This is a genomic window from Paenibacillus brasilensis (assembly GCF_009363115.1).
In the GTDB taxonomy this organism is placed as follows: Bacteria; Bacillota; Bacilli; order Paenibacillales; family Paenibacillaceae; genus Paenibacillus; species Paenibacillus brasilensis.
In genome coordinates, this window is the sequence record NZ_CP045298.1 from 5,021,588 (window position 1) to 5,037,755 (window position 16,168).

General features: G+C 42.1%; 13 protein-coding genes and 4 pseudogenes. 15 read left to right on the forward strand and 2 right to left on the reverse strand.

Annotated elements, in window-relative coordinates; all coding sequences use genetic code 11:
• The first annotated feature begins 1 nt into the window (after position 1).
• From GCU48_RS23735 to GCU48_RS23750, 4 genes and pseudogenes are all read left to right on the forward strand, one after another.
• Positions 2-778, forward strand: a complete 777-nt coding sequence (locus GCU48_RS23735; RefSeq protein ID WP_025718058.1) for an ABC transporter permease — start codon at positions 2-4, stop codon at positions 776-778.
• A complete protein-coding gene (locus GCU48_RS23740; protein ID WP_152381670.1) occupies positions 775-1,761 on the forward strand; it encodes an ABC transporter permease in 987 nt (328 codons plus the stop codon). The genes GCU48_RS23735 and GCU48_RS23740 overlap by 4 nt, the downstream gene beginning before the upstream one ends.
• Positions 1,762-1,828: 67 nt before the next feature.
• On the forward strand, positions 1,829-4,447 hold the full coding sequence (locus GCU48_RS23745; RefSeq protein ID WP_152381671.1) for a helix-turn-helix transcriptional regulator: 2,619 nt from the start codon (positions 1,829-1,831) through the stop codon (positions 4,445-4,447).
• Positions 4,448-4,940: 493 nt separating this feature from the next.
• Positions 4,941-5,856, forward strand: a pseudogene (locus tag GCU48_RS23750) (IS630 family transposase).
• A gap of 144 nt (positions 5,857-6,000) precedes the next feature.
• Here GCU48_RS23750 and GCU48_RS29420 read toward each other — a convergent pair.
• Positions 6,001-6,709: pseudogene (locus tag GCU48_RS29420) on the reverse strand (IS30 family transposase); the annotation flags it as partial.
• Positions 6,710-6,826: 117 nt separating this feature from the next.
• Between GCU48_RS29420 and GCU48_RS23760 the strand changes: the two are divergent.
• Positions 6,827-7,075, forward strand: coding sequence for a multicopper oxidase domain-containing protein (locus GCU48_RS23760; protein WP_244316352.1), 249 nt, complete (start codon positions 6,827-6,829; stop codon positions 7,073-7,075).
• A gap of 580 nt (positions 7,076-7,655) precedes the next feature.
• Here the strand turns inward: GCU48_RS23760 and GCU48_RS23765 are convergent.
• A protein-coding gene (locus tag GCU48_RS23765) for an IS5 family transposase (protein WP_152381672.1) occupies positions 7,656-8,419 on the reverse strand; the annotation gives its coding sequence in 2 pieces (ribosomal slippage) (positions 7,656-8,083 and positions 8,083-8,419; 765 coding nt in all).
• A gap of 788 nt (positions 8,420-9,207) precedes the next feature.
• On the opposite strand from GCU48_RS23765, the gene GCU48_RS23770 reads away from it, so the two are divergent.
• From GCU48_RS23770 to GCU48_RS23815, 10 genes and pseudogenes are all read left to right on the forward strand, one after another.
• A complete protein-coding gene (locus GCU48_RS23770) occupies positions 9,208-9,483 on the forward strand; it encodes a hypothetical protein (RefSeq protein WP_152381673.1) in 276 nt (91 codons plus the stop codon).
• 375 nt (positions 9,484-9,858) lie between these two features.
• Positions 9,859-10,191: a transposase gene (locus GCU48_RS23775; RefSeq protein WP_152381674.1), complete on the forward strand. Its 333-nt coding sequence runs from the start codon at positions 9,859-9,861 to the stop codon at positions 10,189-10,191.
• A gap of 56 nt (positions 10,192-10,247) precedes the next feature.
• Complete coding sequence (locus GCU48_RS23780) at positions 10,248-11,114, forward strand: IS3 family transposase (RefSeq protein WP_244316354.1); 867 nt, start codon at positions 10,248-10,250, stop codon at positions 11,112-11,114.
• Between the two features lie 160 nt (positions 11,115-11,274).
• Positions 11,275-12,284: pseudogene (locus GCU48_RS23790) on the forward strand (IS3 family transposase); the annotation flags it as partial.
• Positions 12,285-12,488: 204 nt separating this feature from the next.
• Positions 12,489-12,922: pseudogene (locus tag GCU48_RS28400) on the forward strand (hypothetical protein).
• Between the two features lie 473 nt (positions 12,923-13,395).
• Positions 13,396-14,106 carry an alpha/beta hydrolase gene (locus tag GCU48_RS23800; protein ID WP_152382248.1) on the forward strand — a complete coding sequence of 237 codons (711 nt, stop codon included), beginning with the start codon at positions 13,396-13,398 and terminating at the stop codon, positions 14,104-14,106.
• Positions 14,107-14,111: 5 nt separating this feature from the next.
• Positions 14,112-14,375: a DUF3102 domain-containing protein gene (locus GCU48_RS23805; protein ID WP_244316356.1), complete on the forward strand. Its 264-nt coding sequence runs from the start codon at positions 14,112-14,114 to the stop codon at positions 14,373-14,375.
• The gene (locus tag GCU48_RS28405) at positions 14,326-14,499 is read left to right on the forward strand and encodes a hypothetical protein (RefSeq protein ID WP_244316376.1); all 174 of its coding nucleotides are present in this window, start codon (positions 14,326-14,328) and stop codon (positions 14,497-14,499) included. The genes GCU48_RS23805 and GCU48_RS28405 overlap by 50 nt, the downstream gene beginning before the upstream one ends.
• Positions 14,500-14,938: 439 nt before the next feature.
• Positions 14,939-15,250: a transposase gene (locus GCU48_RS23810; RefSeq protein ID WP_152380558.1), complete on the forward strand. Its 312-nt coding sequence runs from the start codon at positions 14,939-14,941 to the stop codon at positions 15,248-15,250.
• Between the two features lie 38 nt (positions 15,251-15,288).
• The gene (locus GCU48_RS23815) at positions 15,289-16,167 is read left to right on the forward strand and encodes an IS3 family transposase (protein ID WP_208811906.1); all 879 of its coding nucleotides are present in this window, start codon (positions 15,289-15,291) and stop codon (positions 16,165-16,167) included.
• The last annotated feature ends 1 nt before the right edge of the window (position 16,168 follow it).

Genomic DNA, 16,168 nt, shown 5'->3' on the forward strand with positions numbered 1-16,168 from the left:
AATGACCGATTCGAGAAAAAAAACGGGGCTGCTATTTCCATTTTCCATTATTCTTAAGCGGGATTTTATCAACTTGGCTACGAATGTCTCACTTATCTTGAGTAACACTATTTTTCCACTACTTTTAATCTTTGTGCTTGGTTATTTGGGTGGAGGGCTATATGGTGGAAGTGACGTTACCTCTTACGATTACTATGGCGTGACGATTCTAATTTACAGCGCTTTAAACGTATCCATGACGGCAGCAAATAGTTTTATGGATCAAAATGTGAAACGTAGCAATCTTCGCATATTGTACGCACCGATCCCAAAGTCGTTCATTTACTTGTCCAAAACTGCGGCCACGTTCCTATTTACAGGCCTTTGCTCCATTGTACTTGTAGCACTACTTCAACTCGTGTTTAACATTCGGCTAGGTGGAACCTCCGCAGTTTACACAGCTGTTGTACTTCTTTGTTTCGATTTGTTTTCATCTGCACTCGGTGTCCTATTCTGTTGTCTCTTTAAAGGTGAGGAATTAACAAACAAAATTCTTTCGATAATAAACAGCGTGCTCGCAATACTGGGTGGTTTGTTTTTCCAATTAGACGGCCTCGGTAGGACGGCGGAAGTCATATCCTTTTTCTCCCCAGTCAAATGGGTCGTTGAAACTGTGTTACGTATCGTTTACGACGGAGATTTCAGCTTGTTTCTACCAACACTGTTAAGCTTTGTTATAGCGTCCCTACTACTCTTATGGGGCTGTAAACGAACTTTCAAAACGGAGGACTATATATGAAAGCGACCTTTCGAATTTTTTGCAATCATTCCCTTCGTATGTGGAACCGCAGGAATGTTATTGTGATTACCCTAATAATGACGTTGGCATCAATGGCGCTGGCAATCTATTTTACAGCTCAATCAGAATTGAAAGGCACCTTAGCAGTGGTAACAAGCCAAAAAGTGAGTTTGACCCTCAGCTCAGAGCAGTATCGGATTCAATATTTGCAGCAGCCGCCACCTAAATCTGAGCTGGTAAAAAATAGATATGATGCAGTGGTTACTTTCAATAGCGACGGCTCTCATCGTATTGAATCATTGAAATCAGATGAATTTAAGCAGCAGCTAGAGCAAGCGATTGTCCACCCGCATGCGCCGTTGCCTGTAATGCCTCAAAGAGGAATTGGGACCAACATATTGGGTTACCTTACCATGTTCCTGCTTATTCAAGCTTTGTTCTATTTACAGTTGTTTTCGGATGACAAAAAAACGGGCACGTTTCGACGGACTGCCGTATCTCCTGCAGGAATTGTTCCCTATTTGTCAGCACAATGTCTATTTGGATTTATGGCTGTTTATGTGCCGACATGGCTAGTGTTAGCCCTAGCGAAAGCTGTAGGAATCAATATCGGATTTGGTCTTGGCACATACTCTTTACTTCTTGTCTTGCCTGCGCTGTTAGCAGTATCTTTTGCTCTGTTTATGGCAGCGTGGATCGAGAATTCTGATAATGGGCTATCATTATCTTCAGCCATTATTCTTTTAAGTTCAGTGCTTTCGGGCAGCTTTTACACAATTGCTCATGAGAACGGTATTATGAAGGTTATTACAAGTGTTTTCCCACAACAGCATTTTATAACGCTCGTTCAAGAAATGGAGTTAAAAGGAGCAGTAGGGTTGTATTGGGAGCACGCACTTTATGTGATTGTAGCGTCCGCAGTGTTGGCGGCGGCAGGGTGGCTCATTTGTAAGAATCGTTTTCGCAAAGGATTCTACGGGTAACTTCGGAATTTCGTGTTATAGTAGAATTAGATATTTTCACACGAACTAAGGCAGGTGAAAAGAAAAGATGGGTAGTTTTCAGCTGCTTTCCGCCAAATTGAAAGCACCCGCATTACGTAAGCAATATGTCCCGCGTCCTGAATTGTATCGGAAACTTGATAGACTCTCCGATCACAAGGTTTTGGTCGTGCAGGGCTCAGCAGGAAGTGGAAAAACCACACTTATGACATCCTACATGAGCGAGCGGCCAGATCTTGGATGGTATTGGATTACGCTTGACGAAGCGAATAACGATGCGCGTTCTTTTTGGTATTACGTTTTAGAAGCGTTAAAGGGACTGTTTGGACAAGAGCCAGAGCACTTGCGTACAATGTTTGACGCACTATCCCAAAAGCCTAATTTGGATCACCTGCTTGTGCTACTAGTCAATCGGTTAGAGGAATGCAGAGCAGTAGGAACGCTGGTATTAGATGATTTTCACTTTATTGATGACACGACCTTACTTCAAAGTCTGACATTTTTTCTTCGCTTCAGTCCCGAAACAATCCGCATTGTTCTACTGACCAGAGAAACTCCAAAGTTATATTTGGGGGAGCTTGCCATGTCGGGACAATACCTGGAGGTTAACGAACGCGAATTAGCATTTACCCACGAAGAAGCGAATTTATTTCTGACTCAAACGCTTGGTTTAACACTCGAACCTTCAACTGTTCACAAGTTGTATCAATGGGCTGAAGGGTGGGTGGGCGGCTTACAACTGTCTGCTCTTGCGGTTGTTCACCATACGCATACTTTGACGGAGCCAGTCGGAACCTTGAACAGATACATGGTTGATTATTTATCTAATGAGATTTTGCGGTCGGTATCAGATTGGGAGCAACAGTTCATGCTTCAGACATCTGTGCTTGCATATTTCAATGAAAAGATATGTAATTGGATGCTCGACATTAATGATGCGGCGGTGATTATCACAAAGTTGGTAGAAAAGCATTTGTTTGTGATCACCGTGGATGAGGAAGAAGGTTTATATCGTTATCATCAGGTATTTGGGGATTTTTTAAGGGCAAAGCTTCGCGAGCAAGGAGAAGATACAGTACGATCGCTCCATCTTAGAGCAGCAGAAGTTTATGAACGAATGGGAAGTAGTGAAGAGAGCCTCCAGCATTATTTGTGGGCTGAGGCCTATGAAGAAGCTATACGTTTATTATTAGCAACAGGACATCACTTCCCAAATTGGTCGTACCTTCGGCAAATTCCGCTGGACATTTTATCTTCCAGTCGCCCACTTATGTTTCAGCGGTTGTTTTATCACTTTTGTAACTTAGAAATTGAAGATATGAGGCAAATCATAAATTTAACACCACAGCAAGAGGAAGATGGATTAGGGAGCTTGTTTCAGTTGTGTCGTTTTATGCTAGGAGATGAAGTTTTTGATCTACCTGTTGGAATGGAATGGCTAGAAAACTGGGAATCTTTTGAAATGGATGCAGTTACGCGTGCCATTATTTTGGTAACTGGTGGAACAATGTTGTCGCTTAAAGATCAATTTGCGACAGCCATGAATTGGCTCAATCAAGCAAAACGGTTGGAAAAATTGTCGCCAAATCCTTTTTTGCGCTTTTCTATCTTGAGCAGCCAAGCCCAAGTGCTGGAAACGTTAGGTGAATTTTCGGCATGTCTGTCACTGTATGAAATCATGTTTGATCTTTGTGAGAATTATCCTATGCTACATCCAATGAAAGTTATCAACTGGATCGGGCTAACTGGCATCCAATTAAAGATGATGAAGCTTGAATTGGCTGAAGAGTCAATTGCTACGGCTAAACAAATATTTTTCGACGATGACAGTCAATTAAAAAGTGCATATTTATATAACGAAATGGAACTTCGAGTACTTCACGGCGATAACACACGCGCGATTGAATTACTGGAGGAACTTAAGAAATTTCCCCTTTATCAAAGTCCTACCTATTTTACGTCTATTTTAAAATACATGCTCAGGTATGGATTGAGTAACATTGAAATGGAAAATGAACTATTGAATAGAGTCGAAGAACCACACTCCAAAGCTTTTATACGCTTGGAAGATCGTTTGGCGTGTGCTCGGATTCGCGTAGCAAGAGGAGAAAAAGAGCTTGCCTATCAGCACCTTGACGTATTACTGCCTCATGCAAGAAAACATGGAATTCGAACCATTCTGGTAGAAGGGTTATTATTAAAGATGACTCTGATAGCTTCTGCATCAAGCGTGCCGGGAAAAGAATTGTTTCAAGTACTCCGAGAAGCTGTTCATTACGGATATGAAAACGAGTACCTGTCTCCTTTTTGTTTGGAGATGGAAAGACTTCGCCCTTATTTCGGTCTATTTTTGAAAGATCCGGATCAGGAATTAAATTCCAAAGAAAAATGCTTTGCACAGCTTATACAGACACTCTTGGAACAATCAAAAATGCAAGTATCTTTGCCCGTATCACCTAAGGAGCGTGAAAAAGCCATTCTCAGTGAGCGTGAGCTTGAGGTACTTCAAGTGTTAGCCACGGGATGTAGTAACAAAGAGATAGGAGTTATGCTGTGTATTTCATTAGCTACAGTTAAATCTCACGTCATCAATATTTACGCGAAACTCCAGGTATCTAACCGAGTAGAGGCTGTAGAGCGGGGGAGAGAGCTTGGATTACTTTATTAAATAGAGTATTGGACTCTATTCACTTCTTAAAATACTTGTATGACCTAATTTATGAATCAATCACTGATTATTTTTTTGCTTGTTCTTTGTTCTCATTGAATCGGTGAGGTTACCAGTTTAAGCAAAAGATACGGTACCACATTTCGGTAAGTTTGAGGCGTGTACTGGTTTCCTTAGTTGTAATGAATAATCGGTCCAGTCACGTCTTTATTACTGATGTTTCATATATATTAAAACTCAAGGCTTTTCATTTGTTAATTGATAAATCTATAAACGATTAACTGAAAGCTTTCTGTGTTAAAACTGCCTTTTAGTTATTTACAAAGCCGAGTCTCACGATATAAATCCATATTTACTATGTAATGTTATAGTTAATATAGAATTTAATACCGTCATCAAAGATTTCTCCTATATAAGACGCAAATAAGAAATTAACGATGTCAATCAAGTCGCTAAATCGGGTAATGAATAGTAACTTCAACCTAAGGTGGCGATGAACATGAAAAGCGAAGAAATCGAGCGATTGAATACAGCCATGAAAGAAACATCAGATAAACGCCTTTACGAAAGGTACCTGGCTGTCCGTCTTCGTCTGGAAGGTCACTCGTTTGCTGAGATCGGCGATCTGCTCGGTCGCGTTCGTCAAACGATCAGTCTCTATTGGCAGAACTACCAAAAGCATGGTCTTGCTGGCCTGGAGATGGATCACTCTCCCGGGCAACCGACTAAGCTCACGGAGGAGCAGCGTAGTCAGTTAGCCACGATGCTCGAACGGATGAACTTCAGCTTTACCAAAGCAACCTATACATTAGCCCAAGCCGACGAGGACGCCCAAGAGCTTTTTCGCAAACACAACATTTGCTAAGCTCAAGAAGCAGGTGGAAGCGGAAGATATCGATCATCTGCTTTTTGAAGACGAATCGATGATTCGCTCCTATCAGGCGTTGCAATACAACTGGTTCCCGCGCGGTAGACAACGCTAAGTGCCGACGTACGGCAAACACGAAGGAGCGAAGTTGTTCGGAGCGATAAACTATGAAACGGGACAAGTGCATCATCGAGAAGAAGAAAAAGCCGTTGTGGCGTCTTTTATCCGATTTTTGCAAGATCTTCTCTTGGCGTACCCCAACGGAAAGATCGCTATGATTCTGGACAATAGCCAGATCCACCATGCTACCGAGTTACAGCCCTTTTTAAAGGAGCATCCACGTCTGCAACTGGTTTTTCTGCCGCCTTACAGCCCCAACCTCAATCCGGTCGAAGGATTATGGCTGTGGCTCAAAGCCGATGTAGTTAACAACGTCTTTTTCGAGAAATTCTATAAAATTAAGCTTCATGTCAGCCAATTTATGAAGCGAATCAATAAGCATCCGATGGAAACGATAGATCGCCTGCTTGTCAGGTTATGATCTTAATTGCGGTTTATATAGTAGAATGCTTCAAGAACTTAGGAAGAATGAAAATGAAGAGTTTCCTCCCATTTGTCCATATGCATATGCCTTATGTATTTTGGAAGCAAAGTTTATTAGGGAGAGAGCAATTTTACAAAAATCGTAACAGGCGAACTCTTTGCCTCGATCTGCAGTCGCTGTTTGAAACACCCCAACAGGGTACTGAGAAGCCGCTATGCCAAAGGCAATCTCCATCGACAATGCCGTTCGATCGGGCATTTGAATCGCGGTGTACAAACGGGTTTTCCGTTCAATGAAGGTTGCCACACAGCCTTTGTTTTTCCCACGACCAGACACCACCGTATCTAGCTCCCAGTGTCCAAAGGTGTCCCGGGAACGGATCTCCTTGGGGCGTTCGGAAATCGACTTACCCACGGCAAACTTCCCTCGTTTTTCAGCAGGCTGTTGCCGTTTACCTTTGTGCCGTAGCACCTTCACGTCCGCTTGGGCAAGGCGGCCTGCATAGAGCCAGCGATAAGATGGTTTTGTAGCACACGGTGGGCTGGCCTTCTGCTCTAAAATGCTCCACGATCTGCTCAGGTGACCATGTCGCATGCAACTTCTCTTCGAGCTCTACCGCTTGTTCCTCTGTCCATTTGCCTTGGAGTACAGAGGCTCTACGGCGCTGCTCGTAAGCATGTTGGGAGCGCTGTGCATCGTAGGGCTCTAGCTCAGCATTCCGACGAATTTCCCGGCAAATGGTCGCATGATGTCGCCCCAGCTCCTCAGCGATGGTTCTTGAACTTTTCCCCTGCTGATGCAGGATTTCAAGCTTGCTTCGTTCGATTATGCTAAGATGTGAGTAGCTCATGGTGGATTCTCCTTGTGTGAATGTGGGTGTAGGAACTTTCATTCTACACGAATCCGGCCATGGGCCCTTTTTTATTTATTTCCAGCAGGTGTCGCACTTCATATTACAATCCGTCATATGGTTATTACTCCATATTTACAAAACTTGTCGTTTTCCGAAAGAAACGGAGTCAAATATTTTGAACTTGTAGCCGAGCATGTAAAACAAGAACTGTTACCTGGTTCATTCATAAATGCTTTGGGTTATAACGGGAGCTCTCCAGGACCCACAATCATAGTTCATCCTGGCGATTATGTACAAATCCGAGTGCACAATCAACTTTCGGAACCAACAAGTACACACTGGCATTGGTTTAGATGTTCCTAATGTTTTGGATGGAGTACCAGAAGCGGAAACCGTCTCCTAAAATTCAACCGGGCTCCTATTTCGACTGCTGTGTGTTGCTGTGAGATAGTACCTGATAAGTATCACATTTACCTTTGTGGATTAAATAAAACGCAGACTCAACCTTCACAGGATGGAAGCACGACGTTAATTGGCTTCAATTTCAAGAAGGCTAAAACTCCAGATTCACACAATTTAATTGAAGGGGCATAAAATCAGTTTGATTTTTTACTGGCGCACGAATTTCATGTTTCAATCCACACACTCATATAGAGTGCGACAGACGATTATACCACAAAGCTAGTTTTGGAAAGCGTTTCAATCCACACACTCATATAGAGTGCGACTCTATTCACCGGCGGATGCCGCGCATGTTGGAGCTGTTTCAATCCACACACTCATATAGAGTGCGACTATGTTCTATAAAACTGGTGCCGAAATTGGTGCCGTTTCAATCCACACACTCATATAGAGTGCGACAGCAAAAAACTACGTATCAAGTGCCTTTATCTCTATTGTAGCGTACACCAGTAAATATGGTAACTAGGGCCTGTACGCAAACCTATTTAAGCCATAAACGAATAGAAAGTAGCGTCAAAAAAGCCATGAACATGTTTGCTGTTTTTTCATAGCGAGTAGCCAGGCGTCGATAGTTTTTAACTTTGTTGAAAAAGCATTCAACTAAGTGTCGCTCTTTATACGTCTCCGAATCTAACGGACGCTTTACCCGCCGATTGCGTTTGCATGGGATCACCGGAGTAATGGATCGGCTTTGCAAAAGCTCTAAAATCGCATTGGTATCGTAGGCGCGATCCGCTAACACTTCTCCCGGGCAAACGTCCAGTCCATGAAGAAGGCGATAGCCCGTGACCGAATCGTGGTCTTGTCCTGGCGTCAATTCGAAACGCAGCGGATAGCCAAGCGCATCCACCATCGCATGAATTTTGGTGGTTAATCCTCCGCGCGAACGCCCGATGGCTTGCCGATCCTGCCCCCTTTTGCGCCCGCTCCATGCTGATGGACGCGAACGATGGTAGCATCAATCATCACTTGCTCCCAATCGGGTTCGATGGCGACATGCTTCAAGATTTCATTCCAAATATTCGCTTTTTGCAACCGCCAGAAAAAACTATAGGCAGAAGACCAGGGACCATACGTACTCGGTAAATCTCGCCATGGCGCTCCCGTTCGAGCAACCCATAGCACGGCATTCAGCATCTGACGCCGATCTTTAGGTGGACGTCCTCCTTGTTTTTTTCGGGCCGGGGGCAGCAAGGGTTCAAGGATATTCCATTCTTCATCTGTTAACTCATATCTTCGTCTCATATTCCTTATTTTACTAGATTTTTATGAGTTGTACAGTTTGCGTACAGGCCCTAGATTATACTAAAATCACTGATTAAAGTTCAGGTGTTGTTCACATTCAATGCGATTTCGACAAAATCTGAGGTGCGAATAACTCGGGGAAATCATGTGAGCTTGGCATTCGCACCAGGTATAGCTGCTAATCTATAATCAAGAAAAAAACAGCTAACCGAGTGGATGCAGAAGGAGCAATAAGGTTTAATGCATGATAAGTATAAGTCTATAAAATCCAGTAATAAGTTGGTATCCTATTATAGGTTACCCTAAGTGAAGAAAGCGAACGTCATGATTTTTAATGGTGAGAATGGGAGATATTAATTAATAGATACAAGGAGGGGGGTGATATCTTCTAATGCATTCTAGAATTAGGATATCGTCTCTCTACGTAACGCAATATAATTTTTTTGTTTTTTTTGGGCTACAACGTGATTTCAAGAAACGTCTAAGTAGACTAGATCAGGGGGAGTAGCCTGGCCTAGTAGCTCTACATTCCGAGCCTCGTAATAACGAGAAGCTGTGGGACAGAATTGATGGAGGCAAGCCGCATCATGAACCGGTTCGCTAATGTCATTTTGCCGGATGGAAGGATGTCTGTAACCCGAAAAAAGAGGAAGGCCAGTTCATTTGGATAGATCGTGCTGGTGGATACCAGACAACATTTGGCCATTTGTCGGCTATTGAGGTTGTTCGTACGCTAATGGAAAACTTTTGTTTTTGTGACTATTTTATTTTAAGGTGAGGGTATGAGAATGGCTATTTGTTTAAACTACGAATTAGTTAAAATAAGAGGAACCGTTGCTGAGTATAGATTTGGAAATTGCTTGAGTGATTTAGATGGAATCTTTGAGATTGATCTACCTAAGTTGATAGGTGGGGAAATATCGATGGAAGCGCCCATCAATGAAGTAGTTAGACTAAAGAATAACAGCCAATCTCAAGCTATGGTCAACAGAGTATTTGGAAAAATATATAAGCACTATCTTGAAAATAACGAATATCCTTCTAAGGATGGATATTACGCATAAATTTATTGATTTAATGGGACACAATAGCTCAAATAATGTATAAGACTTCCGCATGATTAGGCAGTATATTCAGCTAATGGGCGGGTTAGTTTCAATATGTTGTAGTATGCAGGTATACAGCTCATCGAATGATTTCTTAACTAAGGAGGTTATCAAGAATGCCTTATCCGATGGTCCATTTTGCGATAGATTTAGAACTTTGCTCGCGAACTCCATCTTCTAGTTTCTTAATAGGGAGTATTGCTCCAGATGCTGTCCATGTAAGGGGAGATGTGACAAGAAGCGAAAAGGTATCTCTTAAGCCCCGAAATTGGATTTGAGTCTAGGTTACTTAACGTAGTAAGCTAGATGAAGAACCAGTGGAGGGGATTTTTTATGCAACGGAGACGTTTTACGATGGAGTTCAAACAGCAAGTGATTCAAGAAGCCAGAGAAGTTGGGAATGCTTCACAAGTAGCGCGCCGCCATAACATAAATCCAAAGATGTTATACCGTTGGATGGATCAAGCGGAGCATACGGATTGGAAAACAACCGATATCTCTGCTAAAGCGATTAGTGCCTATGCACCATCCCCACAAGAGTTTCGCGCACTTGAAGGTGAAAACAAACAACTGAAGGAGATCTTGGGTGAGAAGGATCTGGAGATTGCTGTTCTTCGTGACTTATTAAAAAAGCAGAACCCAGCTTATCGGACAAAATTGAAATAGCCGACAAATGGATTAAGCTGGGGCATGCAGTGAGCCGCATTCTGCGGATCGTCGGTGTGAGCGAACAGATTTATTATTACCGTAAGAAACAGCCAAGCAACCAGACCTCTGTGAAACACAAAGGCGGTCGTCCTGTGCCTGGTTTCTCCATGACCAAGACTGGCGTACCGATGAGTGACGGCCAGATCCAGGAATGGCTCTGTGAGCTGCTAAACGACGAAACGGAGGTCTATGGTTATCGCAAGCTGACGATCTGCTTACAGCGTGAGCATCACTTGGTCATTAACAAGAAGAAAGTATACCGGTTGCTTGCTAAAATGAAGATGCTTCAGCCACAACGAAGAAAGCGCCTGAAACATCCGCGCAAACTGGCGAATAACCGCGAGATTAAGACCTCAAACGAGCTCTGGGAAATGGACATTAAGTATGGCTACATCGCAGGAGAGCAGCGCTTCTTCTACTTACTGTGCGTCATAGATGTCTTAGACCGTGAGGTCATCGATTTCTACATGGGACTGTCCTGTGAAGGTAAACATGCAGCAGGTTTGATTCAGCGCACCTTGTGGCAGCGACAGCTCTTTGAGACCGAACAGCGCCCCGTGATTCGTACCGACAACGGACCGCAATTCATTTCCCACGTCTTTGAGGAGGCGTGTGTAACACATGACGTGACACACGAGAGAATCCCTCCAAAGACGCCTAACAAGAATGCACATATTGAACCCTTCCACAGTTTGTTGGAAGCGGAATGTCTGCAGCGGTACGAGTTCAGTAGCTACCGAGAGGCATACGAAACGGTGACGAGCTATATTCGATTTTACAATGAGCGGCGAATGCACGGAAGCCTCTATGATTTAGCACCGAAGCAGTTCCGCCAAGCCATAGCTATGCAGCAAGTGCAGGCTAAGACCGTTAAAGTGTGAGAAAACCATGAAAAACTAAGCCATCGCTATATTAAGTGACTTAGACTCAAAAGTTCGGGTGTTTAACCGGTATTACATGGATCGGCTACACTCTTGTAGACAGAAAAATTGTGGTCTAATATAGTAGACTACAGATCAACCTAGAAGGTGCAAACGGATCATGACTAAAAAAGAAAGACGTACTTTCAGCGCTGAATTTAAGGCGCAGATGGTTCAGCTCTATCAGAGTGGCAAACCCCGAAAAGATATCATTCAGGAATATGATTTAAATCCTTCATCGTTGGATAAATGGGTGAAACAGAGTGCCACATCAGGATCCTTCAAAGAGAAAGACAACCGGACTCCAGAGGAATTAGAGCTGATCGAACTTCGAAAACAGAACAAGCAACTGCTCATGGAGAATGACATTTTAAAGCAAGCCGCGCTGATCATGGGACGAAAGTAAATGTCATTCGCCAGAATAAACATAAATACTCGGTATCAGCAATGTGCGACGTCCTAAAAATCCCAAGAAGCACCTACTATTATGAAGAGGGCAAGGACGAGGCTACATCGGAGGATGAGACTTCCTCTATCGTTATAGACATTTTTCAAACCAGTCGTCAAAACTACGGTACGCGTAAGATCAAAAAAGCGTTGCACCAGCAAGGCTTTACGGTATCCAGGCGGAGAATTGGACGAATCATGAAGGAATACGGAATGGTTTCGTCGTATACGGTCGCTCAGTACAAGCCTCATTCCACGAGATGCAATGAAGCCAAGCAAGCGAATGTATTGGACCGGAAATTTGAACAAGAGCAGGAGTTATCTGTCGTCGTAAGCGATCTGACGTACGTCCGAGTGGGTTCATATGGGAACTACGTATGCTTATTTGTAGATCTGTTTAATCGCGAGATAATCAGCTACAGTGCAGGCCCCCACAAGGATGCCAAGTTAGTTTACCGTGCTTTGGCTTCAATTAAGGGCAACCTGAATGACATCCAGCTCTTCCATACCGACCGAGGTAATGAATTCAAGAATAAGCTCATCGACGATGCTCTGGAGGCTTTTCAGATTGAGCGTTCTTTGAGCATGAAAGGCTGTCTCTATGACAATGCTGTTGCAGAAGCCACTTTTAAAATTTTCAAAACAGAGTTTGTGAAGAAACGTCATTTTGAAAGTCTAGCTGATTATTAAAGATGATTTATCTGTATTAATGTATGTCTCAACAATTGGTTGTACAACACTACTATAATCATTAAACTGTCTTGATACGCTTCTTCTGCTTATCTATTCATTCTACTAGCCCTTGTATTTTCTATCCAAATTAGTGTAACCGTTTGTTAGATTAAAAAAGGAGCAACGATACATATGGATCTAAACTAGCATCACATAATGACCTACATACTAAACTGTGGAAGGCAATCTATCCAGAAAGTAATACAGGAATTGATAGAATCATATCGTGTAGGCAGTAAATATGTGACTACAGTAGGCAAAGAGCATTTTGGATTGAATCCTGAGCTTGTAGCAGATTTAAGGTACATAATGATTCTGAGCAGAGGGAATATGTAGCAGTGATACAGCAGCCTACAGCAGCAAGCAAAGTCAATGAACAGTTAGCAGAAGCATATAACCAACATAAGATATTGATTCAGGTAGAATGTAAATGTGGAGCTTCATATATAGAAGAGTCAGCGTACAAAAGGAATAAATGGGGATGTAAAGAATGTGGTGAGATTGTGTTCTTGGATAGCAAGAAAGGCATGGTGGATACAGTAAAGGGTAAGGCTTGGTATATGACCAATAGGTATTTTGTGGAGAGGTGAACATTTAACATAGCGTTAAACTCAGTGATATCAAGGGTTATGGCATAATGTAGAAAGCCTGAGTTCCAGCTTCAGCTATTCTCATATTAACAGTTACGGGTAAGATACTCACGCAAAGCCCAGACACAGCGATAGGTGTTACCACAGATAAAATGGTCGGTATTGAATTTGATGATAGAGAGTGCAGTCATGTAATTCTTGGGTACTAACATCCTCCTGTGGGGCTATTTGCGGTTTGGTTTTTCTTACCATTGTAATATCATATGGTATAGCACTCAATTAAAAAATTCGGAATCGGGTGAAAGTATGGTACTGACAGACAAGACAGCTCCTAAAAGTTAAAAACACATACTACTACTTTTAGGAGGATAATCATGAATTCTAACAAAATAAATTTGGAGCAGTGGAATCGCAAAGAACATTTTGAACAGGGAGACAACATACAACTGGCTGTTTTAAGCGAGGATAAAGTAATGATAAAACAAGAATTGAAAATAGAGGGTATCCCGGCAATTTTGTGGGGTGGTAAATCAGATAAGATATTTATAGCTATCCACGGTAATATGTCAAACAAGGCAGATGATGTGATCGTTATATTTGCTGAAGAAGCAACGGTACAAGGGTATCAAGTCATTAGTTTTGATTTGCCTGAACATGGTGACCGCAAAGAAGAAGCATACGCCTGTAAAGTTCAAAATTGTGTTCATGATCTTGACATAATCATGCGTTACACACAAAAGCAATCGGATGACATCAGTATCTTCGCTTGTAGCATGGGTGCGTATTTTAGTTTGCTTGCTTATAATAATTTCCCACTTAAACAATGCCTGTTTCTTTCTCCAGTGCTAGATATGGAGAGAATAATCAAAAATATGATGACATGGTTCAGTGTAAGTGAGGATAGATTAAAAGTTGAAAGAGAAATATCTACACCCATTGGACAAACACTTTATTGGGATTATTACTGCTATGTTAAATCACATCCGGTTGATACATGGAATAAGCCAACTGCCATTCTTTATGGTTCTGAAGATGACTTATGTGAATATGATGTAATATCTACATTTGCAAGCCGATTTCATTGCCATCTAAAAGTGATGAAGCATGGAAAACATTATTTTCACACCAAGGAGCAACTGCAGTTTTATAGGCAGTGGTTGAAAGAACATTTATTCGCAAATTAAGCATAATGGGAAGCAAGGAGTTTTATCTCACTGCTCCCCATTTTGCATACCATCCAGCGCTGTTTTCATCTTCTATAAGCTACAAGCAAATTGCTGGGCAGTCGTTATTTAAGATTGGGCGACGAGTGAAGCATGTGAAAGAGAATGACTTGGTACATGGTGAGTGGTTAAAGACAGTCGATTTTACTCCCAGAACAGCACAAAGAATGATTAAAGCATTTGAACAATTTCGGAAAAGCGACGACGTCGTCGCTTTTGGCAAACAGTAAAATATTTGAAATGCTATCTTTGCCTGAATCTGTAGACCGTTTAGAGTTTATCACGCAGGGACACACTGTCCCATCGACTGGTGAGACGAAAACCGTTGAAGAAATGACTGTGCGTGAGTTGTAGCGTGTATGACTCAACGCTGAGACAAATTGTATTATGTTCAGGAGTGTAAGTGTGATAGAATGTCTGGATTAATTTCCCTGTTGATATATTCGAAATGACAATTAACACTTCCACTCCGCTCCTCTTCTTATTCCTACGATTCGATTGAGCTACGATACAAAAGCTAGATAAATGAACAATTTTTCAATTTTATGTTTTTCGCAATTTAATTTATAAAACTTAAAAATCCCTTGATACATCAAGCTTTTTTACGCATTACTTCTCTTACCTACGATTGATACCACGATGCAAAGCAATTCTTTATAAATCCCTTTATTTATCTATACTTTCACTATTTCTTCGATACGGTACGATGTAAATATATCTCTTTAGCCCCTTAGTGAACTTGGACACTAAGAGTGTATATGGATTACACTACTAGTGATAAGGGGCTGAGGAAATGACACGAAATAAACATTCTAGAGAATTTAAATGCCAAATCGTCAAGGAAGCCATCGAAACCGGGAATAAGGCAGCTGTAGCCCGGAGATATGAAATTGCCGTCAATATGCTTCACCGTTGGGTAAAGGAATTTGAAGAAGGTAAATATGGTGAAACTTCACTGGAAACCATACATGGACTAGATTCCAAAGTGCTTTCCCAAGAAAATGATCAATTGAAGAAACTACTGGGTGAACAGGCACTAGAGATTGCGATACTGCGTGACTTGATAAAAAAGAAAAACCCTCATTTGCTGAAAAAGTGGAAGTAGCAGAACACTACATTTGTGAAGGATATGCCGTCACGCTTGTGCTACGACTGGCCAACATCCCGAGATCTAGTTACTACTACCATAAAAATAGAAAATTGATCGAGAAAACAGCAAGTGGGGGACGACAAAAGCCAGGATATTCGCTGCGTTCGGACGGCGTAAAAGTACCGGATGCTCAGATTATGGAACGGATTATGGAGTTGATTTCTGCAGACGGCCATGCGTATGGATACCGAAAATTAACCGTCGCTTTACGCCGAGATGATGGCCTAATTATTAACAAAAAGAAGGTCTACCGATTGTGCAGAGAATTGAGCATCCTGCGACCACAGCGAAAAGTGAACTCATCTTACCCACGGAAACTGGTACGAAATCGGATGATTACGAATTCGAACCAACGGTTTGAGACGGACATTAAGTACGGTTATATTGCAGGAGAAGACCGATTCTTCTTCATTCAGTCTTGCCTTGATGTTTACGACCGTTCTGTGGTCGCTTACCATATAGGATTGCGGTGCGAGGCCAAAGATGTGATCCGAACGCTACAAATGGCCTTGTTTAAGAGACAATTATTTGAGGTGCAAACCAAACCTGTGATTCGTTCAGACAATGGCCCTCAGTTTATTTCTCATGGGTTTGAAGCTGCCTGTAAAAGCTTTGGAGTGGAGCATGAACGCATTCCTCCACGAACACCGAATATGAACGCACATATTGAATCTTTTCATAGGTTATTGCAGGATGAATGCTTGGCTCGCTACGACTTTGAAACGTACAGCGAAGCTTATGAAGCCGTCACGGAATTCATTCATTTTTATAATGAACGAAGAATTCATTCCAGCATTTGCGATTTGTCGCCGTCTCAGTTTTATGAGAAAAACAAGACAAAACCGATTCCGATCCGAGAAGTTCGTGTATAAT